This is a genomic window from Thalassobius sp. MITS945101 (assembly GCF_047123305.1).
GTDB lineage: Bacteria > Pseudomonadota > Alphaproteobacteria > Rhodobacterales > Rhodobacteraceae > Thalassobius.
Genome location: NZ_CP138918.1, coordinates 1,074,291 through 1,100,277, shown reverse-complemented (window position 1 = coordinate 1,100,277; position 25,987 = coordinate 1,074,291). Strand labels below are relative to the sequence as shown.

Genomic DNA, 25,987 nt, shown 5'->3' with positions numbered 1-25,987 from the left:
TGTGCTACGCCCGCGCACCTTCCATATATGCCAGCAAGTACGAGGAGATAGTCATGAGCGACACGCATTCATCGGGGCAGTTCCCCGGCTGGCACGGCACCACCATCATCGGCGTGAAAAAAGGCGGTGAGGTTGTGATTGCTGGCGACGGTCAAGTGTCGCTGGGCCAGACCGTTATCAAGGGGTCGGCCCGCAAGGTGCGCCGTCTTAGTCCGGGCGGGCACGATGTGGTCTGCGGCTTTGCCGGATCCACGGCCGACGCCTTCACCCTGCTGGAACGTCTGGAGGCTAAACTGGAAGCCACGCCCGGTCAGCTGGCCCGGGCGAGCGTTGAATTGGCCAAAGACTGGCGCACAGATAAGTACCTGAAAAACCTCGAAGCCATGCTGATTGTGACCGATGGCAACGACATGTTTGTGATTACCGGCGCGGGCGACGTTCTGGAGCCGGAGCATGATGTGACCGCGATTGGATCGGGGGGCAATTTCGCCCTCGCTGCTGCCCGTGGCATGATGGACAGCGACCGCAGCGCGGAACAGGTGGCCAGGGATGCAATGGCCATTGCGGCCGACATTTGTGTCTACACCAACGGCCGCCTGACGGTGGAAACCATCAAGGGTTAAGGCCCAGACCAAGGCCGGCATTGCCGGCCTTTTCCTTTTGAGCGAACAGGATTTTTGCAATGATTGATCGGGATGATATTCGCGCCGCCGTTGGGGCGGGTCTTTTGTCCGAGGCACAGGCGGCCTCGCTTGCGGCTCTGGCAGACAGCCGCCGCGGCGCGCGCGAAAACCTGGCGCCCGGGGATGAGCCGTTTGAACTGTTCAAAGGCTTCAACGAGATTTTCATTGTGATCGGCCTGTTGATCCTTGCCGGCGGCTGGATCGCTGTAAACTCGCTCAACGCGGTCAATGAGATCACCAACATCCAGCGCGAGATTTCGATCATTGCATTGATCGGCGCGGCGATCCTTTGGGGCCTGTCTGAATATTTCATCCGCCGCCGTCGGATGGTTGCCCCTGCAATTGCGCTGTCGCTGCTGTGGGGGGCCAATGCCTCGTCCGGGATCACCGCCTACTTTGCCCAGCCTTTCATGCTGGCACAGGAAGACCTGTCGTCGCTGCCCCTGCCACTGGCGCTGACCACGCTGGCGATGGCGCTTTATTGGCTGCGGTTTCGGGTGCCGTTTGGCATGGCGATGATAGCGGTGGGGGTGTTTGCGCTGGCAATGATGATTGGTGCCAATCAGGCCGGCTCGCCCAGCGACATCAGTGATCTGTTTCTACTGAACGCTGGCGGGCCGTTTGCCTACATCACCCTGGCCGTGGGGATGGCCGTCTTTGCCATCGCAATGGCCTTTGACATGAGTGACCCGCATCGTGTGACCCGCCGTTCGGCACAGGGGTTCTGGCTGCATGTGGTGGCAGCCCCGGCGCTGGTGAACACGGTGGCGCTGTCGCTGCTGAACAGTGACGGGGCCAGTTCCAACTTGCTGCTGATGATCTGGCTGGTGGCCTTTGCGCTGATTGCCATCATCATTGACCGGCGGTCCTTCCTGATTGCGGCCATCGGCTACACCGTGACCCTGGCCGCCACCGTGTTTGAGGGCGAAGGTGCGGCGATGACCATTCTACTGCTGGGGATTTTCCTGGTGGTCCTGGGGGCATTCTGGGCGCGGATCCGGGCGGCGTTGTTGAAACCGCTTGGAGGCCTGCTGCCGCTGCACCGTCTGCCTCCGTCGCACTAGGGGCAAGGGCGTTTGGGGCGCTGCCCCATCGCGCTCTGCGCTCCCCCCGGGATATTTTAGCCAAGAAGAAAAGCACGGCGTGACCTGCCAAAAGAAAACTCCGACCTGAGGGCCGGGGTTTTGCTGTTTTCGATGTTCCGAAAAGCGGCTTAGATCGTGTCGCTGATCCAGCTTTGCAGCGCGGCTTTGGGGGCGGCGCCGGCACGGTTCGAGATCACCTGACCGTCTTTGAAGATGAACAGCGCAGGGATGCCACGCACACCCAGAGCAGCGGCGGCCTGCGGGTTGTTGTCGATGTCGACCTTCACGATTTTGACTTGGCCTTCCATCTCGGCGGAGAGTTCTTCCAGAGCCGGGCCGATCTGTTTACAGGGGCCGCACCATTCCGCCCAGAAGTCCACCACAACGGGGACATCGGACTGTTTGACTTCGGCATCAAAGGTGGCATCGGTGGCAGCGACGGTGGCCATGAGTTCTCTCCTGAAGAATGTGTTCGAGGGGAACCTAGGTATCCCGCTCACTGGCGTCAAGGTCGGAGCGCCGCTAACCCGCCCCCTCTAGGGATTGTGTTATACTGGCATCAGACAACAACATAAGCTGGGCACTGCGGGTCCAAAGCAGCGCTGTTTTCACCTGTTTGTCCGGGTAAATCTGTTGCAAAGCATGGGCATAGGCCCCCATCTGCCGCAACAGACCTTGCGGGCAATCGGCGGGGCTGGCAGGCACTGTTGCATTGGTTTTGAAATCGACCGCAAGCACAGAGTCGTGATCGATGATGAGGCGATCGATCATGCCGTGAATGCGGCGTCCTTCAAGCGCATCAAGGGTTGCGGTGACCGAGACCTCTGCCAGCGCCTGATCGGTGAACAGCTGTTGCAGATCGGGATTGGTCAGGACGGATGTGGCCTCTGCCAGCAGGGCGGGTAGCGTGTCGTCTGTAGCCGCATCCTCGCCCGAAGCCAGCAGTCTGGCGGCCTGTTTGGGCCAGTCGTTTTGCGGCACATCGGGGAGGTGTTCCAGCAGCAGGTGGATCTGGCGCCCGCGTTTCTTGGCGGCTTCCTCATCCAGGCCGGCATCCCCCGGTAGGGCTTTGGCGCCACCGAGGTCTGAAGGGCTGAGGGTGCCCTGCCCTTTGGCGGGCGCGGCGGCCTCGGTTTGGGTCCACTTGGGGAGAGCGACCTCTGATGTGGTTTCGACCTGTTTTGCCGGGGCCAGCTCTGCGTCCCAGTTGCCGTGGCTCAGGCGTTTGCCAGCGCCAAAGGGGAAGTCGTGATCGGCGGCGCTTTGTCGTTCCATTGCGGTGCCGATTTTATCGTACCAGGCGTTGCCGTCTTTCCCCAGATCACCCGCAGCGGCCACAATCAGCCATTTTTCAGCCCGCGTCATCGCAACATAGAGCAGGCGATCGCGTTCTGCTTCTCCGGCTGCCAGTCGGGCATCACGGGCTGAGGTCATTTTGGCCGGCATCTGGTCAGAGCTGACGCGCCACATCACCTGCCCATCCTCTTCCAGCAGGTCGTCGCGCAGCTGCACCAGCCGTTTGCCGGTGTCCGGCATGATGACAATCGGCGCTTCCAGACCTTTGGAGCCATGCACCGTCATCACCCGGATCCGGTCCGAGGCCGCATCCATCTGGCGCTTGATCTCTAGCTCATCGGTTTCCATCCATTGCAGGAACCCGATCAGCGACGGCACCTCGCTGCGTTCGTAGCTCAGCGCCTGGGCGAGGAAGGCGTTGATGCCATCTTCGGCCTCATCGCCGAGACGGGCCAGCAGTTTACGGCGGCCGTCATGGCGGGTCAGGATGCGTTCGATCAGGTCGTAAGGGCGTAGAAAATCGGCCTTACCCCGAAGGTCGTCCAGCACGGCCAATTCATCAGGAAACTCCGCCCGCCGGTTGCGCAGCGCCTGCCAGAGGTGGCGTTCCTTACGGCGATGGGCGAGGTCGAAAAGCTGTTGTTCACCCCAGCCAAACAGCGGCGATTTCAGCGCGACGGCCAGCGAATAGCTGTCCTCCGGTGTGGCAAGGAATGACATCAGCGCCGCCAGATCACGCACCGCCAATTCCGCGCCCACCTTCAGCCGGTCAGCACCTGCAATGGCCAGCCGCTGTTCCTTACAGGCGCGGATAATCTCGGCAAACAGGGCCGAGCGGCGCTGCACCAGGATAAGGAAGTCCCCCTCACTCACCGGGCGCATCTGGTAGCTGCCCGAATGGCCGATTTCGGCTGGAATAGTGACTTTCTCATCCACCATCCGGCGGATTTCGCGGGCGATGCGATCGGCCAGTTGTACCATGTGATGTTTGGCGCCCAGCCGGTCGACGGGGGTTTCCCATTCCTCGTCGCTGTCGTCCTTGGTCGGGTCGATCACCGGCCACAGATCCACCCGCCCCGGCATCTGATCCTTGAAGGCGCGGTGTTCGGACCCTTCGGGGAAACCGGATTGATCGCGGCCCTTGAAGGTCTCATCCACCAGGCTGAGGATCGCGTGGGAGGAGCGGAAGGAAAATTGCAGCTCCATCGCGTTCAGCGGTTTCTCGGTCGCAACCAGACGGTCGGCAAATTCGGCCTGCATCCGGTCAAATTCGCGTGGGTCTGCGCCCTGGAAGGAATAGATCGACTGTTTCTTGTCGCCGACCACAAAGATGGTGCGTTCCTTATCCGTGCGTGCGCCCTCGCCCGAGGTGAATTCCTGCGCCAGCAGCTCGATCACCTTCCATTGGGCCGGGCTGGTGTCCTGCGCCTCATCCACCAGGATGTGATCAATGCCGCCGTCCAACCGATAAAGCACCCAGGCCGCCACCGCCGGATCGGTTAGCAGATCGCGGGCTTTCAGGATCAGATCGTCGAAGTCCAGCCAGCCCATCATCTGTTTGCGCCGCTCATAGGCAGGCAGGAACAGCCCAGCGAAATCATGCAGCGCCAGCGTTTTCTGAGCCGCGGCAAAGCTCAGGCGACGGGCACGGGCATCTTCGACCCGACGCATGAAATCCTCCAGCTTGGGCAGCAGGGTGCCAAGGTTGGCTTGGGTTTTCTTGGTCGGAAACTTGCCGATCTTGGCCCCGAAGGGTGAGGCGGCAGAGGCGCCGAAGAGGAACAGTTTTTCCAGCATCGGCAGGGTTTTCAGTGACAGGTCTGGGATCAGGCGCAGGCTGGTGGCGGCTTTCTGATCGGTGCTGGTGCCAGCATCCAAATAGGGCAGGATGTCAGCGATCAGCGTATCTTCTGCGCCCAGAAAAACATCCTTTTCCAGTGAAATAGTGTCGAAATCAACGGGCAGATCAAACAGCGCCATGACACCGGCATGATCCAGCGGCTCGGCCAGGGCGGCGCGTTTGTGCACGATGCCAGCGGTCAGCCCTTCGAAGTCTTCACCACCAAAGAACTGCGCCAGACGTTTGACGACATCGGCATGCTCGCCCTCGGCCAGATCCTGCACGATTTCAGCCCGTAACAGCGCGGCAGCGCGGTCTTCCATTTCGGCAAACTGGGGGGATACCCGGGCCTCCAGCGGGAAACGGCGCAGGAGGGAGGAACAGAATGAGTGGATCGTCTGGATCTTCAGACCGCCCGGCGTTTCAATCGCGCGGGCAAACAGTGTGCGGGCGTTGCGCAGATCCTCATTGCTGACAGCACCGGAGACGCCCAGGTCCAGCAGCTGCCCACGCAGAGCCTCATCCCCCAGCATCGCCCATTCGCCCAAGCGTTTGAACAGCCGGTTCTGCATCTCCGAGGCGGCCGCCTTGGTGTAGGTTAGGCAAAGGATGTGCTGCGGTTGCACGTCCTCCAGCAGCAGCCGCGCTACACGGTCGGTCAGCACCCGCGTTTTGCCCGATCCAGCATTGGCCGACAGCCAGGTGGAGTGGTTCGGACGTGCGGCGAGGACCTGTTTTTCGGTGGCCTCATTGCGTTTCATGACAGATCCTCCGCCTGCGCCTTGCTGGTCACATCCCATTCACCGAAGCGCGCCAGCTGGTCATATTCGGCAAAGTCATCGTCTTTGAATAGCGCGCGGCGGGCGGTGTAGCCCTGCGCGGGGTCGAAATAGCGGGCGATGAGCTTTTCGAATTTCTCCCAGACCTGTTCCACCGTTTCCTCCTCCAGCGGGGCGCGGACCTCGGCCGGTTTGGCGCCAAGGCCAATGAACAAGGCGCGCGCCACATCGGCCATGCCGATTTTTTCAAACGCGCCTTGGCTGACCATCGCGGCCTCCAGCAGCAGCTGCTTGTTGAACGCGATCTGTGCCTTGGCGGTGGGGGGCGTGCCGGTCTTGTAATCGTAGATATGGGCGCGGCCCATATCGTCGATGTCGATCCGGTCCGCGCGGGCGGTCAGGGTGAAGTCATGCTCGGTCATGCGCAGCTCACCCTTTTCTTCAAAATGGGTTGGGGTCGCCTGTTGGCGGCGGTCCTTTTCGGTGGCGACGAACCAATCGGCAATGCGGTGAATGCGCGCTTCCCACAGGGTGCGCGTGTCCGGCCAAGGCACGTTTTCCGCAAGGATAGAGCCTGTCAGACCGCGCAGGTGATCGGCGGTCATTGTGTCGGGGTCGGCCTGCGTATCATCGATGAATTGTTCCAGAACCGAGTGGGTGACGATCCCGCGCAGCAGGGCATCGGGCGCGCGCATCAGCGGATCCAGTGGTCGCAGGCGCAGCACATGTTTGGCGTAGATCGCATAAGGATCGCGGATCAGGCGCTGGATTTCCGTGACCGACAGTTGGCGCGGACGGGCGGCAACCGGCGGGCGCGGCGAGGGCCGCGGTGCCGGTGCGGTTGCCCCTGGTTCCTCAAGCTTGCGGGCCATTGCCAGCCAGTGATGGCCACGGGCGCGGGCGCGCGCCAGCGCGGCAGTGCCACCTTGTTCCGGCAGACCGTTCATCAGGTTCACCATCCGGTTCAGCCAACGCGAGGGCACGGTTTCTGCGTCTTCGGACCGGACCGAGCGGGTCAGCCAGACTTCGGGCGCGCCAATCGCCTGTTGGAAGTCATGCGCCGACAGGCCGATGCGGCGTTCCGGCAGCAACAGACCCGCATCATGGCGCATTTTGCGGTTCAACCACGGATCGGGTTTGGGCATCTCGGGCCAGCTGGCCTCATTCAGGCCACCAAGGATGACCAGATCGGCACCCTGCACCCGGGCCTCCAACGTGCCCCAGATCAGGATGTTGGGATGTGGCTCATCCGGGTTGCGCAGCTCCCCCTGTGACAGAACCGCGCCAAACAGGTCGGCGTAATCCAGCGGGCTGAGTTCCCCCCCGGCATCGGCATCTGCTTGCAGTCGGGCAACCGTGGCCTCAGCCGCGCGGCCCGCCTGTTCCTGCCACAGCTCGCTGAGTTTCTCGGGCGCGCTGCCATCGGCAATTTTCTCGGCCAGTTCCAGATGTGCGGTCAGATGATCGGCCAGCATCGCCTTGCCGCCCACATCCTTCTCAAGGAAGCAGGTGATCAACCATTCGACCCAAGGTTCCGCCATATCCTCATCCCGTGCCACGGCCCAGGCGCGCAGCACTTCTGGATCAGGGAAGGGCATGCCGCGGCGGCGGATCATTAGCTCCAACTCGCGGGTCAGCAGCAGGTGGTCGCCGCGTTTGCCGCCGGTGTGACACAACGGGTGCATCAAGAGGACCAGCAGCGCCTCAGAGGTCAGTTTGCGGTGAAACAGAGCCGCACTATGGCGCAGGAAACGCCCCGGCGCCGTCAGCTGCAAGGGCGTTCCGGCCGAGTCATCGGGCGTGATGTTCCACCGGCTGAGGGCCGAGCTGACCTGACGTGTCAGCATCCGGTCGGGTGTGATCAAGGCGGCGGTTTTGCCGTCCTCCACAGCCTGGCGTAACCTCAGGGCAATCGCCAAAGCCTCATCCCGTTGGGATTGCGCTTCGACCAGCGTGACCCCGGCAAAAGCCTGATCCAGACCGGTTAGATGTGGCCCCTCTTCCAGCCATTGATCGGTCACAGGCGCAGGTCGCAGCGCCAGCGACACCAGCTTGTTGCGCGCCTCTGACGGCGCTTCGCTACTGTCCCAGCGTTCCACATCACGATGTGTCAGGCCCAGTTCGTCCAGCAGTTTGGCGTAGCGGTATTGCGGGTGATCTTCGCTGGTCAGCGCGTCTTTCAGATCGGCCCAGCCCTGTGCGGACATGTCGAAATCAAAGCCCGGCAGCACAATCGCGCCCTGCGGCAGCTGCGCCACGGCTTTCATCAGCAACATCGTGGTGCCACGCGACCCGGTGGAGCCTGCGATTACCAGCGGGTGCTTGGGCGGCGTATCCGCCCAGCCCTCGGCCAGCGCGTTGACCACCATGCGGGCGCGGGTTTCCTTGTCCGGCGCTTCATGTGCGTCGGTGAAAAAGTGCTGCACGATGTCCAGAAATCCCAGCGCCCGCTTCCAGTGGCCGCTTTCATCGCTGACATCGAGATCGCGCAGTACATCGGGATCCACGCCTTCGCCATGCATCTCATCCATCAAGGCGGCCAGACTGTCCGACAGATCATAGAGCGAGGCCCGCGGCGCCAGATCCGGCTGGCTTTCCAGCAGGCGATCGACCAGCTGCGTCAGCTCCAGCCGCCGCCGCAATGGGGAGACGGCTTCGGGAATGTCGGGCAGGCGTTTGCCTGTGTCCAGACTGGCACCCGGGTTGGTGACCAACCCCAGACGCGGCAGCAACAGCGCGGGGCCGGCGTCAAACACCTCCCGCACGCGGCGGGCCATGCGGGTCGAGTTCAGCAGAACCTGCGCGCGGGCCAGCTGTTCGGGGCGGCGGGCGTCAGACCGTGCCTTCAACCCGTTTGCCAGCGCCTTAGGGAAATCAACGCCCGATGGCACACCGTAGACTCGCGGACGGGGGTTGGGATCAAACATCTTTGGTTCCAATCAAGTCTTCGGCCAGCTTCAGCCCGTCGGGATTGCCAACGTCACACCATGTGCCGGGATAGTGCAGGCCAAAAAGACGGCCTTTGGACAGCATTTGATCCCAAAGCAGGTTCAAGGAAAAGGCGTTTTCACTGATCGTATCCAAACCTGTGGTTTTGATGATCTGCACCCCGCCGTAGATTGCGCCGGGCCCACGTGTCAGCTGGCCGTTTGCGGCGGTGTGGAAATCCCCTTGCCCCTTATAGCCCAGAGCCTGCGCCTGCGGGATCAGCATCATCAGCCCGTCCATGTGGTCCGGATCCCAGGCGGCTTGCAGCATCTCGATCGGGTTGGGTCCCTGCCAAACTGCATCGGAATTCAGTGTTAAAACCGGATCAGGACCGAGTAGCGGCAGCGCGGCTTTCAGCCCACCGCCGGTTTCCAGGATCTCTGGCTCCGCGGCAAAGGTGATGTTGCGTCCGGCCAGGTGCTGTCGGATCAAGTCACCACGGTAGTGCAGGTTCACCACCGTTTTGGTGATGTCAGCAGCGGCAACCAGATCAAGCGCGTTATCGATCAGCGCCCGGCCCGCGACGGGGATCAGCGGCTTGGGGCGATCCGCCGTCAGCGCGCCCATTCGGGTGCCAAAACCGGCGGCAAAGAGCATCAGGGCATCGGGCTTCAGAGGCTTTGGCATGTGGCAGCGCGGTCTTTCAGATCTTGGCAAAATTCGGGGGTCGGCACGGGCAGTTGAGACAACATTGGGCGCAGCGGCTCTAACGCCGGATGCGTCAGATCGCGTTGCACATAGCCCCAGACGCGGGGCAGGAAATCAACGTAATGGGCCTTGCCCAGGTGCAGGCACAACCGGGTCAAGACACCCAGAATACGGAGGTTTCTTTGCAACCCCAAAACAGCGTAGGCGGCGGTGAAATCGACCCTATACCGCCCTGTTTCGGCCAAGTAGTGGTCTATCATTGCCTGCTCCAGAACCGCGGGCACGTCACGGCGGGCGTCTTGCAGCAAAGAGACAAGATCATAGGCGGGATGGCTGGCCTTGGCATCCTGAAAGTCCAGCAAACCCATCTGCCGCACACCGTCCCTGTCAGGCAGGTGGATCAGGTTTTCAGCATGGTAGTCACGCAGGATCATCACGGACTGATCATCGGCGCATTGCGCCAGAATGGGCTGGAACAGGGTCGAAAACTGCTGCTGCAGATCGGGTTTGGCCAGCCCCTGTCCCAGATACCAATCCCACAGGGGGGCAACCAGATCGGCCATGGTTTTGGGGGTAAAGGCCTCGATCCCGTCAAGCGGGGGATGTTGGTGAAGGGTGACCAACACATCAACGGCTACGGCGTAAAGCGGTGTGGTGAGATCCGGCCTATCGGCAACCAGATCCGCCAGCAAAGCGTCGCCAAAATCCTCCAGCAACAAGAAGCCCTGCGCCACGTCCTCGGCCAGAATGTCTGGGGTGGAAAACCCAAGCCCTGCCAGATGGCGGGCCACGCGCAGGAACGGCCTGACATCTTCACCGTGACTGGGCGGGGCGTCCATCAGTACGGCGGTTTTTCCATCCAGATGCAGCCGTTCATAGCGTCGGTTGGAAGCGTCGCCTGCAAGGGGCTTGCGTCGCGCGGCTGCCCATTGGGTTTCTGCCAGAAATCCGGTGATCGCCTCTTCTCGGGTCATGCGGTGACCTGTTTCAAAACTGTGTCCAGTCGCGCGGACCATTTTGCGTCAGACCAGCTGAGCGTGAGATCGCGTACACCTTCCTCGGCAACAGAAAACTCCATCATCAGCGCATTGTCAGGTGTCAGATCGGCCAAACGGTCGGGCCATTCCACCAGACAGATCGCGGTGTCAAAGGCCTCTTCCAGCCCCAGTTCCACCGCCTCATCCGGATCGGACAGACGGTAAAGATCGCTGTGCCAAATCTCTCCATCTGGCCCGTCATAGACCTGCACCAATGTGAAGGTGGGGGAAGGCACATCTTCGGGTTCCAGCATCAACTGTTGGATCAGAGAGCGGGCAAAATGTGTCTTGCCGGCACCAATTCCGCCCTGCAACAAAATGACGTCCCCATTGGCCAGCAAAGGGGCCAGCGCATGGGCAAAGGCGGTGGTCGCCTCAGGCGTGATGAGGGACAGGGAATGGGGTGATTTGACCATGCGGGCGAGATTACCCGCTGGGGCGTGGGCTGCAAGGACCGATCAGGCGGAATGCGCCAGGATCAGCCTTGCCTGGGTCTCTCCGGGGCGGGCAAAATTGACCAGTGTTGCACTATGTGGAATGCGCTGGAAATGGGCAGTGAGCTGTGCGCCGTTGGGCAGGGTGAAGGTGGTGCCCGTCAGCGCTTCGGGGCCATTTTGGGTGAGATCAGAGATCATGCCATCCAGCTCGCGATCACACCGGGCCTGTTTCCGCCAGTGCTGGAGCGAGTCCATCAAGCTGATTTCCACAAAACTGGCTTCGTGATCGACCCCCCACAACTGGCCATAGGCGCGATTGCAGAAGTGCAGCAACCCGCCGTCCGTGAAGATCGCCATTGGGCTGTCGATCCGGTTCAGCACTTCGTGGTTGATTTCCAATTCGGTGCGGAACCGGCGGGTCAGTGAAACCTCGGCGCTGATATCTTCAAACAGGAAGGCCAGCGCCCCATTGGGATGGGGACGGCCTGAGACCCGATAGATCAGGCCCGAGGGCAGCGTCCAGGTTTCCAGGTATTGGCCATTTGCGGCTTCACTGGTCAAAGCGGCAAGATCACTGCGCCAGTCTTTGTAATTGCGTGGCTCGGGCATCATCTGCGAATCCCGCAGCCGGTCGAAAAATCCGTTCAGACTGGGCCGGTTGCTCAGGAAACTTGCGGGCAGCTCCGTTAGGTCTGTCAGCGCGGGATTGAAAAGGGTCAATTCCCGTTTGCGGTCGAAAATGGCCAACCCGATCGAGAGCTGGGCGAAGGTTTTGGTCAAGGTCTGGACAAAGTTGCGCTGGGCAATTTCAGCCTGCACAACGGCGTTGATGTCATTGGCATAATGCAGCTGGCCGGTTGCGTTTTGTACGGTTGTGATGTCGTACCACAGGGTCTGGCTGCCATCTGGCAAGGGCACCGCAACCCGGCGCCGGTCTTGTGGTTCGGTCGTGCTGTGTGGCGCGGATTCGGCCTTGGGAAAGATGTCAGGCCATTTTCGGGTCTGCGGCACTGCCTCCGCTATTGGCTCCACGGGTGCCATCGCGGAGGCCAGGTTCAAATAGGCTTGGTTGGCCCAAACAATCTGGCCCTCTGCATTGGTGCGCCAGCTTGGGTTTGGGGTGCCATCGACGATCATCTCCAGGGTTTCCGTACACCCCGACCGCCGCCGGTTGTGGAAAAGCGTGACGGCGGTTTCGTTCGGGTCAGGTGTTTCGACTATCTGCACCTTCAACCTGCGCCCGGTTGCTTCGATACGGACCCGCGACAGTTTGCCGAAATCCATCGAATCAAAATGGAACGGCAGCACCTCTTTGGCGGTCGGCGGATCCACAGGAAAGTCGGGAAACCGGTCGCGCAGCACGCGGGCTAGATCCTGCCAATTGCGCACCTCAACCTCTAGCGAATGCAACAATTCCTCCGCGGTTTGGCTGCAATCCACCAGCAGGCCACGGTCAAACAGAAATGAGGTGTTGTGTGGTGCGGTGGGTTCAAGTTGCGGCTGCGGCGCTTTGTGGAAAACAAAGCGCCAGGCAAGAGCCGATGTGGCAACGGAGGTCACTCCGACAACAAAAAGGTCGGTCATAGAAAGCATCAAACAACCCTCGCAAATACTCGTAAGGGTTGTTGTGATTGGTTAATTATTCGTTAACGGTGCCGACGCTGGAGGCTGAAAGGTCAGATTTCCAGCGGTTTGTTATCGCCGACATAGTCCGAAGCGCGTGCGCCACCCGCGTCGATTTTTTCACGCGGCCACATAACTTCGACCACCGCACCGCGTCGATCCGGGTCATTGAGATCCGATAAAGGGTCGTGACCATTGGCAAAACTGAGCTCAGCGCCGGAGCGTTCCAACAGGGTTTTGGCGATGAACAACCCCAGCCCCATGCCTTCGTATTCTGGCCGTTTCTTGCGATCTGCAGAGGAGCGGCGGCGGCGCATGAAAGGATCGCCGATGCGTCCGATCAGATGCGGCGGGAAGCCATCACCATCGTCCATGATGCGGATATAGATGCGGTCTTCGGACCATTCTGATTCGATCCAGACGTTTTCACGGGCAAAATCGACGGCGTTCTGGATCAGGTTGCGCAGTCCATGGATAATCTCGGGTCGGCGTTGGATCTGCGGCTGGGTAAAGTCATATTCCACCAACGGCACATCGGTGAAATGCAGCTGTTTGCCGCGATCCAGATGCGGCTCAGCTGCTTCCTGCAACACCGCCTCAAGGGGCGCGCGGCGCAGGTGCAGGTCGTCTTTGCCGGCCCGTCCCATTGACCGCAGGATGTCGCGGCACCGGTCCGCCTGTTCGCGGATCAGACGGGCGTCTTCCTGCAGTTCGGGCAGATCATCCAGATCCTCGATCAGCTCGGCGCTGGTGAGTTTTATGGTCGCGAGAGGCGTGCCCATCTCATGTGCGGCAGCGGCAACAACGCCGCCGATATCTGTCAGTTTCTGTTCCCGGCTCAGCGCCATATAGGTGGCCTGCAAGGCGTCCGACATGGCGTGCATTTCCACGGTTACCCGGCGGGCATAGACCCCGAGGAAGATCACCGCGATCACAATGGCGATCCAGTTGCCGAACAGAAAGATATCCGGTACCCGCAGCACAAAGCCTTCGGTGGTGCGCAGCGGCAGGTGGAACTCGGCCAGCAGCGTCACCGCCAGAATCGCAGTGATGCCAAGGAAAATGGTGGAGCGCAGCGACAGCGCGGAGGCGGAAACCGTGACAGGGCCCAGGATCAGCAGCGAAAACGGGTTGTGCAGACCGCCGGTCAGATAGAGCAATAACGAGAGCTGCAAGAGGTCAAAGAGCACCATCATGAGGTTCTCACTCTCGCTCAGGCGTTTGCTTTCGGGGAAGATCACCATCGCAATGAGGTTGCCGATGATCGAGATCGAAATCACCAGCAGACACAGGCCAATCTCGAGCTGCAGGTTAAGCATTTCCTGCGCCACGAGGATGGCAACCAGCTGCCCGCTGATGGCGCCCCATCGCAAAAACGTGATCGTCCGGAGCTTGATCCAGTTGCCGCGATCACGGCCTTTGAGCACATCAAACTGAGTTTCGGCCATCTACCTGCGCACTTTCGTCCCGTTGCACTTTGGTCTTCAGTGATAAATATGCCTCTCAGACCAATCAATACGATGTCGCTGCGACAAAAGGAAAACCTCATGAACCGCGCCCTGATCGCATCTACCGCCGCTGTTGCCGTTGCCGCCCTGTTGGGGGGCACCTGGTATCTGACCCAAGCCAGCGGCGATGCGCTGGCCGCGTGCCGCACCTCCTCGGTTGCGGGAGGCGCTATTGGTGGGCCCTTTGAACTGGTGAACGGTGCCGGCGAAACCGTGACCGATGCCGATGTCATTACCGCGCCGACGCTGGTTTATTTCGGCTACACCTTCTGCCCCGATGTCTGCCCGCTGGATGCGGCCCGCAACGGTGAAGCGGTAGCCCTGCTGGAGGAACGTGGGCACGAGGTGAACTCGGTCTTCATCACCATCGATCCGGAACGCGATACGCCGGAAATGGTTGGCGACTACGCCAGCTATATGCACGAACGGATGGTTGGGCTTTCAGGCTCGCTGGAACAGGTGAAGGCGGCCAGCAAGGCCTACAAGACCTACTTCAAGAAACAGAAACCGGAAGAAGGCAACGAGGAGTACTACCTCGTGGATCACTCGACCTTCACCTATCTGATGTTCCCTGAAAACCAGTTCGCCGAGTTCTACCGGCGGGATGTGACAGCGGAGAAGCTGGCGGACTCGGTCCAGTGCTTCATTGAAAACAGCTGACGGGACAGGTCATGCCCCGGCAGAGCGGCGTTTGACGCAAGACAGGCCGCATTATAGAACCAAGGTATAACGCGCATAGGTGGACAGGATCATGGCGGAACAATTGCAGGACATCGGCGAAGACAAATCGCTGTTGCTGGTTGATGACGATGAGCCGTTTCTGAAACGACTTGCAAAGGCGATGGAAAAACGTGGTTTCGAAGTAGAGACCGCAGGCTCTGTTGCAGCAGGCAAGGCCATCGCGACAGCCCGCCCACCGGCCTATGCGGTCTGTGACCTGCGGCTGGAAGATGGCAACGGGTTGGATGTGGTCGAAGTGCTGCGGGAAAAACGCCCGAGTTGCCGCGTTGTGGTACTGACCGGTTATGGCGCCATCGCAACGGCTGTTGCCGCGGTCAAGATCGGCGCCACCGATTACCTGTCGAAACCGGCCGATGCCACGGACATCACCAACGCCCTTTTGGCCAGCGGAGACGAACTGCCGCCGCCGCCGGAAAACCCGATGAGCGCGGACCGCGTGCGTTGGGAACATATCCAGCGGGTTTATGAGTTGTGTGATCGCAACGTGTCGGAAACGGCGCGGCGGCTGAACATGCACCGCCGCACTTTGCAGCGCATTTTGGCCAAGCGCAGCCCGCGCTGAGCCGAAAGCCCTAGTGCAACCGTCAAGAAGCCGCCGTCAGGGCGGCTTTTTTTGTGGTTATCATCCAGTGCTGCAATGGAATTTGAGTGAAATTATATGGGTTTATCATTGGCCTGACAAAATCCCGCCACAGCGGCCCATCCTTTTTCCCGTATTGTTTGAGACCAGCTTGAAGGACACTTTTTAGGCGAGCAGATCAAACATGAGGGACATCATGACAACTTCCATCTTTACACTGGACGACCTGTTTCCTGACGGTTTGCCGGAAACCGACGTTACCCTGATTGGGTCACTTCTGGCCGAACGGTTGCGCGGTACCAATGGCGCCGATCGTATCGAAGGCCGGGAAGGCAATGACCGGATTCATGCCAAGGGCGGCAACGACGTTGTCTTCGCCGAAGAGGGGGATGACCGCGTGCATGCTGGCGACGGCGACGATGTGGTCGATGCCGGTGATGGCAATGACACCGTTAACGGCGGCGACGGCAATGACGTGATCCTTGGCGGTGGCGGTCATGACAAGCTGCGCGGCGGCGACGGAGATGACCAGCTTTACGGCGGCTCTGGCGATGACCGGCTGACAGGCGGTGACGGCAATGATTTCCTGTCAGGCGGGATCGGAAATGACCGACTTTTTGGCGGTGCGGGCGATGATGACATCGACGGCGGCGACGGCGAGGACCGGATCAACGGTGGCTCTGGCAACGATGAGATTGATGCCGGTATGGGCAAGGACCGGGTGAACGCAGGTGACGGCGATGATGTGGTCAATGGCGGTGACGGCGACGATCGGCTGCGCGGTGGTGATGGCAATGACCTGATCAACGGCGATGATGGCGAAGACCGTCTGAACGGTGGTGACGGCGACGACACGCTGGATGGCGGAGACGGCAACGACCGAATGATCGACGGCCATGGCAATGATGAACTGGACGGGGGCGCAGGCAATGACCGTTTGGTCACCCGTTTCGGCAATGATGTGGTGGATGGCGGCACAGGGGATGATCGCATTATCTCGCGCTCCGACGCGGGAGAGCCTGAAATCGCGCAGGACCCAGACCTGCCGACATATAATCCTGATCAACCGTTTGAAGACGCGGATGACATTCTGACCGGTGGCGCAGGTGCGGATACGTTCTTTTTCCGGTTGGACATCAACGCAACCGAAGAGATCGCGCGCGAACACACTCAGGACAACGGTCGGATCGATTGGCGCGGCGTTGCAGGGGAAAACGACAATCCGCATGACCATTGGGTCGATGCAATTGGCGACGATGTGATCACCGATTTCAGCTTTGAAGAGGGGGATCAGATCGTCATCCGTGGCCACACTGTGGATGCCTCGGTCGCACAGATCGACGAAGATGGCGATGGTCAGGCCGACTATAGCGTGATCACCCTGACCTCGAACCAGGGGGGCAACGGTGGTGCGCATGATGGCGACCAGCTGGGCACAATCACTGTCTATGGCGACCTGATCACCGAAGATGATCTGACCGTGGACAACATGGCCTTCTTTGGGGCGTTCAACACGCTGGATCAATATCTCGACGGGTTCTGATCCACACCAGAGCGCCTGACAGAGCACCTGTCAGACGGCCCCTTGCGAGGGGCCGTTTTGCCTTGCCGTGCGTCAGAAGTTGAAGCGGTAAAGGTTCAACCGCGCTTCGCTGCGCAGGGAGGCCACCAGCTCAGGGTTTTCTTCCAGCCAGTTCACATATCCAGCATAGCCTTGCCGGTTCACCGCGGCGCGTTCATCTTTGACCAGTGCCAGGAACTGGTCGAGGCTTTCGACATCGGTGAAGCTGAGCTTCAGTTGGGTGTAAATGGCGTTGCACTCGTCAATCTTGGCTTTCGGCAGCACCTGTTCTTCGGCAGCGGCGCTGCACAGGAAATAGCCTGCCGCCAGCGCCAGTAGTTGGGAGGTCATATCCATAACTCCTGGGGTTCAAGGGCGCCGTGAGGGGAGGAGAGAGCAGAGGGTGGCACCCTGCCCCAATCCTGCAAGCGGCGTGCCTAGCATCAGGTTAACCCACCGTCCTATGCGAAAGAGTCGCCCTGTCGCGCGCTTCAATCCAGATCAAATCGGGTCAGGATCTGGCTGACCTGCTGGCCGTTCGACAGGGTGACTTCCTCAAGCAGATCGTAGTCGCGAAACCCGCGGCTTTGGTAATAGGCGCGGCCTCCGGTATTGTCGGTGCGGATGCAGGCGCAGATCCAGCTGTACCCCAATTGCCGCGCAGCCCGTGCGGTCTGTTCAAACAGCGCCGATCCGATACCCAGCTGCAGCTTGCCGTGTTGCAGAAAGGTGGCAATGTCACAGGCCTCGGGCGGCAGGCCGGGCCAGGGGGAGACATGCTGAAACCCCGCAATCTCACCGTCGATTTCAGCCACAAACCAAGCGGAGCGGTCGGCGTCGGCTGCGACCATCGCAGCCATATCTGCTGCGCTGACCTCGTTGGTGCGGGTGGTGGTGCCCCCTGCACTAATGATGGCTGACAACAGTCGTGCCATGGGCCCGGTGTCAAAGACCACTGGCGGGCGGATGGTCAGGGGTGGGCTCATGCAGCCTCGGCGCGCGATTTGACAACATGCAGCACAGCGCGGTGCATGTCCTGCAGGAATGCCTCCCCCCAGAGCGACAGGTAGCCGTTGATCGGCGTGTTCAGCTGATAATATGTGGTTAGTGTCACCTCAGTGTGGTGGTCTGACAAGGGACGCAGACTGTAGCCTCCGCCCTGCATGATGACATCAGGCCCAACCGGAGACACCCGCAGATCCAGCGCTTGCATCGCCGCCAGATCCGGGAAGTGAAATTCCCAGTCAAGGCGCAGGGGATCGTCACGTGTGGTGAGGTGTTCTTCGAAATGCACGCCCTGTGTCCATTGGGCGTAGCGGATGCCCTGCTTGGTTTCTGCCCGCACCGGACGCGGCGCCCGCAAGACGCTGTGGGTGAAGGTCCAGATCTGCTCTGCCTCTGTGATTGGGGCAACGTTCTGCACCTGCCGCCGCAACGCATGGGCGGGTGCATCGACAATCACCGTGGTCTGCACTGCGTAGTCAGTCACCCGCGTCGGCGGCAGGATACCTGAGAGGTTCAAGACCAAAGGCAGCGCCAGCAGCCCAACCGCAAACTGCGGCGGCGCAATGGCCAGAGACATCAACCAGCGCAGCAGCCAGATCCCGAGGGGTAAGGTGATGGCAAGCACTGGCAGCATCATAGCGACGCACACCCAGGTTTCGAACTCGATCACCACAAGCAGGACGCAAAAAAGTGCGGTGGCGATGTAGCTGGTTTTCAGCACCGCTTTGACTGGACGTTGGAAGGACCAGTCAAAACCCAGCTGGGCGGCAAACCCCAATCCTACACAGAAGCTGAGCACAATCGTGGCTACGCCAGCGTCCCGTGAACCAATCAGCGGACCGGCCAGCAAAACAAACAGCGCGTAGCTGAGTGCGGCGTAGCCCGTGAAGAAACTCAGACCGACGCCGAACCGTTTCATCAAAGCTGCTCCAGCAATGTTATGTGGCGGGCTGTGAACTCGTTGCGTACCTCGACCGGCGGGCGCAGCTGGATCGAAAGACCATTGATCAGATTAGGGTCCACCTTGCCAAACAGCTTGTTCGCCTCTGCCTCGGTGAAGCCGGCGATCTGGGTGGCCTCCATCCAGGCACTGACCTTATCGGCGCGTTTGATCTGTTTCTTCACCTTAACCGGAATGACGGCGGGCAAGCCGAAACGAATGTGGATGGCAGCGGTCAGGCGGGTGTCCAAGGCATCATAGCCGGGCCCCACGGCGGCCTTCACGGGCGAAATCATGTCCCCGATCACATACTCCGGTGCATCATGCAGTAGGGCAGCCAGATGCCATTTCACCGGTTGGCCCGGATACATCCGGCCAAAAAGCGCCTCGACCAACAGGGAGTGCTCCGCAACCGAATAGGCAAAATCCCCCTGTGTCTGCCCGTTCCAGCGCGCCACAAAAGCCAGGCCGTGGGCGATATCCTCGATCTCGATGTCCACTGGGGTGGGGTCCAGCAGGTCCAGACGACGGCCAGACAGCATTCTTTGCCAGGCACGAGGGGGACGAGGGGGCATCGGCACATCCTTTGGGTTGTTTGCACAAGCAGTAACGCGCCCCCAGATGCGGCGCAATCTTCAATGGGATTCGGTGGCCCTTGTGAAACTCTGTGCACGGAGATTCGGTTTCGACAGGTGGGAAATTTCCAAGCTTATACCGATGGATAGGCTGTTAGCGCTGTCGGTATAGGGTGTTTGGATTACCCAAAGATGCATCTGTGGTGGCTCTTCTCTACCTCAGTGCGGCAAAATTCGCTTAAACACAGAATTCCTCTGCCCGCAAAGGCTGAATTGCAATTTTGGCGCTCTAAAAAGCACAGGCCCCCATACCAAAGGGGGTGTGACAGAGAAGATTCTTTATTCGCAACGATTTACCCAAGGGCAACAGGCCTATGGTCGGCGTCAAAGCATCGTCACTTGACGAGTTTAGACGTCATATTCCCGTCACTACTCCCTAAGAGAGCAAGAATAACAGGGGTTTTGGACGTATAAATTAAGTGAGCCCGGTGCTGAGACCCCTCCCTCCCTCGGCCCGCCACCCTCCTCCCAGGCGTTGCCACCCATCGGCACCGGGCTCTTGTAACAAGGAGTATCAGTATGTTCTCTAAGACCCCCCTCCCCGCCTTTGCCGCCGCATTGGTTGCTGGAGCCACGCTGACCGTCACCACCACCGCCGCTCAGGCCCAGGGCGCAAAATGCCTGCCCCGCGCGGTTCTGGTTGAAGACCTGCAGAAGAAATACAACGAACAGCTTTCGGGCGGCGGTTTGCAGAACCCGCAGCAGTTGCTGGAAGTCTGGACCTCGCCCAACTCGGGCAGTTTCACCGTGTTCATCACCCGTGCGGATGGCCTGGCCTGCATCATGGCAACCGGTAAGCACTGGAATTCGAACAGCGATATCGCGCCGGCTGGTATCAAAAGCTAAGAAATATTGGCCCAGACATCCTAAAGATTCGTTGTCTGGGTGAGAGTCGGGTGTTATCTGCCCTTGCAGTGTGATTTTGCAAGGAGCCGCGCAGATGGCGAACGACTATATTGTAAAGGATATCAGCCTGGCCGAATTTGGCCGTAAAGAGCTGGATATCGCAGAAACCGAAATGCCGGGCCTGATGGCGCTTCGGGATGAGTATGGCGAAAGCAAGCCGCTGAAAGGCGCACGCATCGTTGGCTCTCTGCATATGACCATTCAGACCGCCGTTCTGATTGAAACGCTGGTGGACCTGGGCGCAGACGTGCGCTGGGCATCCTGCAACATTTTCTCCACCCAAGACCATGCCGCAGCCGCCATTGCCGCTGCCGACATTCCGGTTTTCGCCATCAAAGGCCAGAGCCTGGAAGAGCATTGGGATTACCTTGATAAATCGTTCATGTTCGACGAAGGCCCGAATATGATTCTGGATGACGGTGGTGACGCCACCCTCTACGTTCTGCTGGGCGCTCGTGCCGAAGCCGGCGAAGACATCATCCCCGTGCCGCAGTCCGAAGAGGAAGCGGTGATCAAAGCCCAAATCGCCAAACGTCTGGAAGCTAGCCCGGGCTGGTTCACCAAGACCCGCGATGCGATCTTGGGTGTGTCTGAAGAAACCACCACCGGTGTGCACCGTCTCTATGAACTGCAGAAAGAAGGCCAGCTGCCTTTCCCTGCGATCAACGTGAACGACTCGGTCACCAAGTCGAAGTTCGACAACAAATACGGCTGTAAAGAGTCGCTGGTTGATGGCATCCGCCGTGCCACCGACACCATGATGGCCGGTAAAGTTGCCGTGGTCTGTGGCTATGGCGACGTGGGCAAAGGCTCCGCCGCTTCGCTGCAGGGCGCAGGCGCACGTGTGAAAGTGACCGAAGCGGACCCGATCTGTGCGCTGCAGGCCGCCATGGACGGTTTCGAGGTTGTACTGCTGGAAGAGGCGCTGGACGCCGACGTCTTCATCACCACCACAGGCAACAAAGACATCCTGCGGATCGAGCATATGCGCGAGATGAAGGATATGGCGATTGTGGGCAACATCGGCCACTTCGACAACGAAATCCAGGTTGCGGCTCTGAAGAACCATAAATGGACCAACATCAAAGAACAGGTAGATATGATCGAGATGCCTTCGGGCAACCGTCTGATCCTGCTGTCCGAAGGCCGCCTGTTGAACCTCGGCAATGCTACGGGTCACCCGTCCTTCGTGATGTCGGCGTCGTTCACCAACCAGGTTCTGGCGCAGATCGAGCTGTTCACCAAAGGCGACAACTACGGCAACGAAGTTTACATCCTGCCCAAGCATCTGGATGAAAAAGTTGCGGCGCTGCACCTTGCTAAAGTGGGCGCAAAGCTGACAAAGCTGACCCCGGAACAGGCCGCCTACATTGGCGTGACCCCGGAAGGCCCGTTCAAGCCGGAACACTACCGCTACTGATGCGGCGGGTTCTGACCCTCGTGATCTTTTTGGCGGCCGCAGTTCAATCTGCGGCCGCTGACATATTTGACGGTCAAGTGACGGAAGACATTCAATATTACGATGTCTCTGCGACTACCGCCTGGGGGCTGCGTAAAGAAATGCAGCGCAAGGGCCCCAAGGGTTACTGGGGCTATGCCCGTTGGTGGGTGTCCTGGACGGCGGAGTGTGAAATCACGGTCAAACAGACCATTCACATGCCACGTCACCGCAATCCGGATAAGCTGACGCCTGAGCTGCGCAAACGCTGGGACTCGATGGTGGCGGCACTGCTGCGGCACGAGCGGCAGCATGCGCGCCACGGTGAACTGGCGGCACAACAGATTGCGGCGGCAAACTGCGTCGGCGCTTATGAGATCATTGACCGCTGGGCGGCGCAGGATAAGGCCTATGATCTGCGCACCGATCATGGCCGCAAAGAAGGCGTGACCCTGCCACAGAAGTGACCCGTGTCAGGTAAGGCTGGCCTCAGCCGCTGCCTGCCAATCGTTGAGAAACCCGATGATCTCTAACGAATCCGCAAGCTGCGGGGAGGGGCGTTTGGCCTCGCTCCAGCCTTCGGCAAGCGCTTGCTCCACCATCTGGACTTGGTGGTAAAATGCGTCTTGTCCGGTGTTTGCCTCAAACCGTTCCGCAGGGCCATCGTAGGGCTGCCAGACAAACGTGTTCTTGTCTGGATCCGGAAGCCAGGGGTTGGTTTCAAACCGCAAGGTGCCGCGATCGGTCACCACGGTGAAACCATGCGCCATCCCGGTGCCATCGGTGCTGTGCAGGGTGGCCGTGACCCCATTGTCAAACCGTGCCGCGATGCTGGTTTCTATCAGATTGCTATCCGGTCCATGGGTGCCAAAAGCGCGGATACTGCGCTGAGCGAAGGCCTCGGCCCCGCAGAGCGCTTGCACCACCAGATGCAGCAGAGACGCCGGATAACAGCCAAGGTTAAACAGGGTGCCACCACCGTTGGGATTGACCACCTGCCAGATGTCAGCGGCATAAAACCCCTGCACATGATGCAGTTTTCCCATGCGGCCGGATTGCAGCAATTCCAACAGCTTATGATGGATCGGATGGGCCAGATACATCAGCCCTTCCACCAGAAACGGGGCCGCAGACCGGGCCTTGGCAACCAGCGTTTCAGCCTCTTCCAGCGTCACGGTCAGGGACTTTTCACACAGCACCGCCTTGCCCGCCGCCAGTGCCTGTTCCGCATAGGCCAAATGCAGGTGATTGGGCAGCCCGATATAGATCGCGTCCACCGCTGGATCCGTTAGCAGCTGGGCATAGTCATCGGTGCTGTGCGCGATACCGTATTCTGCCCTCAGTGCCTCGCGGCTCTCTGCGTTGCGCCCATAGATATGGGTCGCAGTTGAACCGCTTGATGCCTTGACCGCGTCCAGCATGGCGCGGGTGATAAAGCCGGATCCGATAATGCCCCAATTGACCATGTGATGCCCTCCAAGAGGGAAAGTGGTCGCTGATTGCGTTGCAAATGGCAAGGGCCGGAGATGGCGCTGCGGCTTGGGGGGAAACCGCCTTTGATTTTCCCTTTGAGCAAACGGGGCAGGGGCGGCTAGGCTGCAGATGTCACCCGACGTTTAAGATCAAGTAACACCTTCAAGCAATCTATAGACATCAACAGGAGAGACTGATGGGCAAACGGGACGATCTGATCGCCAAATACGCGGACGATTTGAAAGAAAAGTGCGGCATGGAACCGGATATGGATCTGCTGACCAAAGTCACCATCGGCTGTGGTCCCTCGATCTATGACGCTGATGCCTCGACCGTCGCCGCCAGCCAGCCAAGCGAGCTGGAGACCGTGAAAAACAACTTCCTGATCAAGAAGTTGGCGCTGGAAGACGGCCCGCAGCTGATGGACGCGATCAATGGTGTACTGGACACTTATGGCCGTTCCGAGCGCAACAAATACCGTGCCGTTGTTTACTACATGCTGGTCAAGCAGTTCGGCAAAGAGTCGATCTACAGCTAAGGCAAAAGCCTTGGGCGCCAAATATTTAAGGCGATTTAGAAACATTTGTCGCTTTGGATTTTGCGGCAATCCGCGTAGCCTTTAGGGGACCGAGTCAGGACGGCCGGACCCATGTTAGGTAACCCGTGTGGTGGTAAAGGGAGCACGTGGGGACAGGGGGCCGATCCATCTGGGTCGGCCCCTCTTTTATGTAAAATCAAGACGTGGCTCACGGCGGCAGCGGTGGCTGTAACGCTTTGAAACAAAGGTGCGGCGGTGGACGGCGCGTTTCTGCCGAGGTGCTGGACAGGTGAAACCCCTGCGCATAGGAAAGCCACAAGACAACAAAAATGAAAGATCTGGCAGTGACGAAACGTTCTCTCTTTGGCACCGACGGTGTGCGCGGCCTGACCAACACCCATCCGATGACGGCAGAGCTGGCGATGCGCCTGGGCGCCGCTGCAGGCCGCTATTTCCGCCGCGACCAGCAAGAGCATCGTGTGGTGATCGGTAAGGACACCCGCCTGTCGGGTTATATGCTGGAAAATGCGCTGACGGCGGGGTTTACCTCGACGGGGATGAACGTGCTGCTGCTAGGGCCGATGCCAACACCGGCAGTGGGCTACCTGACCCATTCAATGCGCGCGGATGTGGGGGTCATGATCTCGGCCAGCCACAATCCGGCCTATGACAATGGCATCAAGTTCTTTGGCCCCGATGGTTTCAAACTGTCGGATGACGCCGAGGTTGAGATTGAGCGCCTGCTGAACGAAGGGGTGGAACTGGCCGCACCGCAGAACATTGGTCGCGCCAAGCGGATTGACGATGCTTTGGGCCGCTATGTGGAATATGCCAAGACCACCTTCCCCAACGCGCTGCGTTTGGACGGGCTGCGGGTGGTGCTGGATTGCGCCAATGGCGCTGCCTACAAAGCTGCGCCTGCCGTGCTGTGGGAACTGGGGGCCGAGGTGATCCCGGTCGGGGTCAGCCCTGACGGCCACAATATCAACGAAAACTGCGGATCGACCAACACCGAAGCTGCGGCCGCCAAAGTGCGGGAAGTGCGGGCTAATCTGGGCATCTGTCTGGACGGCGATGCGGATCGTGTGATCATTCTGGATGAGAATGGCAATCAGGCCGACGGTGACCAGATCATGGCGCTGATTGCCTCGCTGTGGAAACGTGACGGTAAGCTGCGGGGCGACACGTTGGTGGCGACGGTGATGTCAAACCTTGGCATGGAAAACTACCTGCGCGACGAAGGCATCCATCTGGAACGCACCGCGGTTGGGGACCGCTATGTTGTTGAAAACATGCGCCAGAATGGTTTCAACCTTGGGGGCGAGCAGTCCGGTCACATTGTGATGACCGATTATGCCACCACCGGTGACGGTCTGATCGCGGGGCTGCAGTTTATGCGGGCGATGGTGGAGAGCGGCAAGAAAGCCAGCGAATTGGCCAATGTCTTTACCCCAGTGCCGCAGATTCTGCGCAATGTGCGCTATGCCGCGGACAAGGCGCCGCTGGAAAGTGATCAGGTACAACAGGCCATCGCAGATGGTGAAAAGCAGCTGAACGGCGATGGCCGTCTGCTGATCCGCAAATCGGGAACCGAGCCGTTGATCCGTGTGATGGGTGAAGCCAATGATCAGGGCAAACTGGACGCGGTAATCACCCAGATCTGCAAAGCAGTTGAATCGGTGGCTTCCTAAGCCACCGACCCTTTTGCGGTGCAGATCAAAGCAGCGTCAGCACGGCACCCATGACCATGCATCCGATGGTGGCGTAGCCGCCATCGATCACGATCAATGCCTTCGGGCGGCCCGAAAACGTGTAGTTGGTGGCAATCCACGGCGTGGCCAGGAACAGGCCGATGCCTAGACCGGCCACAACACCTTTGCCCAGCTCATCAATGCCGGCCAGCGCAAACATATGGCGCATCATGCCGGCCACAATCACAGCGCAGACAAACGACACGATATAGGGCACCGGATTGGACCGGTTTGCGGGCTGGCCGTCTTCGCCCACCTCAACGCCCGAGGCCGCCATCCAGGGTTTGGCCAGGCTCATGTACCAGATTGCGCCGAAAATGTAGCTGGCCGCTGCGGCTGCCACGACTGAAATCACTTCCATCATATGTCCCTCCCATTGGTCCCCTCGGGTTAAACACGAGGGTGCAGGTCGTTGCCTGCAAAGGAATCATACCTAAAAGACGGACTCTGGCTAGAGGTTTTGCCTAAATTGCAGGCAGGGGACGCTGCTTTGGG

At 59.8% G+C, this 25,987-nt stretch carries 24 protein-coding genes; 10 read left to right on the top strand and 14 right to left on the bottom strand.

Annotated features, from left to right (window positions below; translation table 11 throughout):
* The first annotated feature begins 53 nt into the window (after positions 1–53).
* Together hslV and SIC14_RS05620 are read left to right on the top strand one after the other, a co-directional pair.
* Complete coding sequence (hslV, locus tag SIC14_RS05625) at positions 54–623, top strand: ATP-dependent protease subunit HslV (protein WP_412564846.1); 570 nt, start codon at positions 54–56, stop codon at positions 621–623.
* A 59-nt stretch (positions 624–682) separates the two neighbouring features.
* Complete coding sequence (locus SIC14_RS05620) at positions 683–1,747, top strand: hypothetical protein (RefSeq protein ID WP_412564845.1); 1,065 nt, start codon at positions 683–685, stop codon at positions 1,745–1,747.
* Positions 1,748–1,896: 149 nt separating this feature from the next.
* On the opposite strand, the gene trxA is transcribed toward SIC14_RS05620, so the two are convergent.
* From trxA to regB, 8 genes are all read right to left on the bottom strand, one after another.
* Entirely contained in the window at positions 1,897–2,217 is a 321-nt protein-coding gene (trxA, locus tag SIC14_RS05615) for a thioredoxin (protein ID WP_412564844.1), read from the bottom strand.
* A 73-nt stretch (positions 2,218–2,290) separates the two neighbouring features.
* The gene (gene addA, locus SIC14_RS05610; protein ID WP_412564843.1) at positions 2,291–5,665 is read right to left on the bottom strand and encodes a double-strand break repair helicase AddA; all 3,375 of its coding nucleotides are present in this window, start codon (positions 5,663–5,665) and stop codon (positions 2,291–2,293) included.
* Positions 5,662–8,610, bottom strand: coding sequence for a double-strand break repair protein AddB (addB, locus tag SIC14_RS05605; protein WP_412564842.1), 2,949 nt, complete (start codon positions 8,608–8,610; stop codon positions 5,662–5,664). Before addB ends, addA begins: the two co-directional genes overlap by 4 nt.
* Positions 8,603–9,298 carry a nucleotidyltransferase family protein gene (locus SIC14_RS05600; protein ID WP_412564841.1) on the bottom strand — a complete coding sequence of 232 codons (696 nt, stop codon included), beginning with the start codon at positions 9,296–9,298 and terminating at the stop codon, positions 8,603–8,605. Before SIC14_RS05600 ends, addB begins: the two co-directional genes overlap by 8 nt.
* On the bottom strand, positions 9,283–10,293 hold the full coding sequence (locus tag SIC14_RS05595) for an aminoglycoside phosphotransferase family protein (protein WP_412564840.1): 1,011 nt from the start codon (positions 10,291–10,293) through the stop codon (positions 9,283–9,285). Before SIC14_RS05595 ends, SIC14_RS05600 begins: the two co-directional genes overlap by 16 nt.
* Positions 10,290–10,772, bottom strand: a complete 483-nt coding sequence (gene tsaE, locus SIC14_RS05590) for a tRNA (adenosine(37)-N6)-threonylcarbamoyltransferase complex ATPase subunit type 1 TsaE (RefSeq protein ID WP_412564839.1) — start codon at positions 10,770–10,772, stop codon at positions 10,290–10,292. The genes SIC14_RS05595 and tsaE overlap by 4 nt, the downstream gene beginning before the upstream one ends.
* Positions 10,773–10,814: 42 nt before the next feature.
* Positions 10,815–12,377, bottom strand: coding sequence for a PAS-domain containing protein (locus SIC14_RS05585; protein ID WP_412564838.1), 1,563 nt, complete (start codon positions 12,375–12,377; stop codon positions 10,815–10,817).
* Between the two features lie 92 nt (positions 12,378–12,469).
* Complete coding sequence (regB, locus tag SIC14_RS05580) at positions 12,470–13,864, bottom strand: sensor histidine kinase RegB (protein WP_412564837.1); 1,395 nt, start codon at positions 13,862–13,864, stop codon at positions 12,470–12,472.
* Positions 13,865–13,963: 99 nt separating this feature from the next.
* Here regB and SIC14_RS05575 point away from each other — a divergent pair, with 99 nt between their 5' ends.
* From SIC14_RS05575 to SIC14_RS05565, 3 genes are all read left to right on the top strand, one after another.
* Positions 13,964–14,584 (top strand): SCO family protein, encoded by a 621-nt coding sequence (locus tag SIC14_RS05575; protein ID WP_412564836.1) that lies wholly within the window; start codon positions 13,964–13,966, stop codon positions 14,582–14,584.
* A 91-nt stretch (positions 14,585–14,675) separates the two neighbouring features.
* A complete protein-coding gene (locus tag SIC14_RS05570; protein WP_412564835.1) occupies positions 14,676–15,227 on the top strand; it encodes an ActR/PrrA/RegA family redox response regulator transcription factor in 552 nt (183 codons plus the stop codon).
* Positions 15,228–15,441: 214 nt separating this feature from the next.
* Complete coding sequence (locus tag SIC14_RS05565) at positions 15,442–16,788, top strand: calcium-binding protein (protein WP_412564834.1); 1,347 nt, start codon at positions 15,442–15,444, stop codon at positions 16,786–16,788.
* A 72-nt stretch (positions 16,789–16,860) separates the two neighbouring features.
* On the opposite strand, the gene SIC14_RS05560 is transcribed toward SIC14_RS05565, so the two are convergent.
* From SIC14_RS05560 to SIC14_RS05545, 4 genes are all read right to left on the bottom strand, one after another.
* On the bottom strand, positions 16,861–17,157 hold the full coding sequence (locus tag SIC14_RS05560) for a hypothetical protein (RefSeq protein ID WP_412564833.1): 297 nt from the start codon (positions 17,155–17,157) through the stop codon (positions 16,861–16,863).
* Positions 17,158–17,297: 140 nt separating this feature from the next.
* Positions 17,298–17,792 (bottom strand): N-acetyltransferase family protein, encoded by a 495-nt coding sequence (locus SIC14_RS05555; protein ID WP_412564832.1) that lies wholly within the window; start codon positions 17,790–17,792, stop codon positions 17,298–17,300.
* Positions 17,789–18,730 carry a hypothetical protein gene (locus tag SIC14_RS05550; protein ID WP_412564831.1) on the bottom strand — a complete coding sequence of 314 codons (942 nt, stop codon included), beginning with the start codon at positions 18,728–18,730 and terminating at the stop codon, positions 17,789–17,791. The genes SIC14_RS05555 and SIC14_RS05550 overlap by 4 nt, the downstream gene beginning before the upstream one ends.
* The gene (locus SIC14_RS05545) at positions 18,730–19,326 is read right to left on the bottom strand and encodes a hypothetical protein (RefSeq protein ID WP_412564830.1); all 597 of its coding nucleotides are present in this window, start codon (positions 19,324–19,326) and stop codon (positions 18,730–18,732) included. Before SIC14_RS05545 ends, SIC14_RS05550 begins: the two co-directional genes overlap by 1 nt.
* 579 nt (positions 19,327–19,905) lie before the next feature.
* On the opposite strand from SIC14_RS05545, the gene SIC14_RS05540 reads away from it, so the two are divergent.
* The 3 genes from SIC14_RS05540 (at position 19,906) to SIC14_RS05530 (ending at position 22,197) form a co-directional block, all read left to right on the top strand.
* Positions 19,906–20,232 carry a hypothetical protein gene (locus SIC14_RS05540; protein ID WP_412564829.1) on the top strand — a complete coding sequence of 109 codons (327 nt, stop codon included), beginning with the start codon at positions 19,906–19,908 and terminating at the stop codon, positions 20,230–20,232.
* Between the two features lie 94 nt (positions 20,233–20,326).
* Complete coding sequence (gene ahcY / locus SIC14_RS05535) at positions 20,327–21,712, top strand: adenosylhomocysteinase (RefSeq protein WP_412564828.1); 1,386 nt, start codon at positions 20,327–20,329, stop codon at positions 21,710–21,712.
* A gap of 77 nt (positions 21,713–21,789) precedes the next feature.
* Entirely contained in the window at positions 21,790–22,197 is a 408-nt protein-coding gene (locus SIC14_RS05530) for a DUF922 domain-containing protein (RefSeq protein ID WP_412564827.1), read from the top strand.
* Positions 22,198–22,203: 6 nt separating this feature from the next.
* Here SIC14_RS05530 and SIC14_RS05525 read toward each other — a convergent pair whose 3' ends face one another.
* Positions 22,204–23,196: a Gfo/Idh/MocA family protein gene (locus SIC14_RS05525; protein WP_412564826.1), complete on the bottom strand. Its 993-nt coding sequence runs from the start codon at positions 23,194–23,196 to the stop codon at positions 22,204–22,206.
* A 203-nt stretch (positions 23,197–23,399) separates the two neighbouring features.
* On the opposite strand from SIC14_RS05525, the gene SIC14_RS05520 reads away from it, so the two are divergent.
* The gene (locus SIC14_RS05520; protein WP_412564825.1) at positions 23,400–23,741 is read left to right on the top strand and encodes a DUF2853 family protein; all 342 of its coding nucleotides are present in this window, start codon (positions 23,400–23,402) and stop codon (positions 23,739–23,741) included.
* 329 nt (positions 23,742–24,070) lie between these two features.
* The gene (gene glmM, locus SIC14_RS05515; protein ID WP_412564824.1) at positions 24,071–25,432 is read left to right on the top strand and encodes a phosphoglucosamine mutase; all 1,362 of its coding nucleotides are present in this window, start codon (positions 24,071–24,073) and stop codon (positions 25,430–25,432) included.
* 25 nt (positions 25,433–25,457) lie between these two features.
* Here the strand turns inward: glmM and SIC14_RS05510 are convergent, their stop codons facing one another.
* A complete protein-coding gene (locus tag SIC14_RS05510; protein ID WP_412564823.1) occupies positions 25,458–25,856 on the bottom strand; it encodes a DUF1761 domain-containing protein in 399 nt (132 codons plus the stop codon).
* Positions 25,857–25,987: the final 131 nt, after the last annotated feature.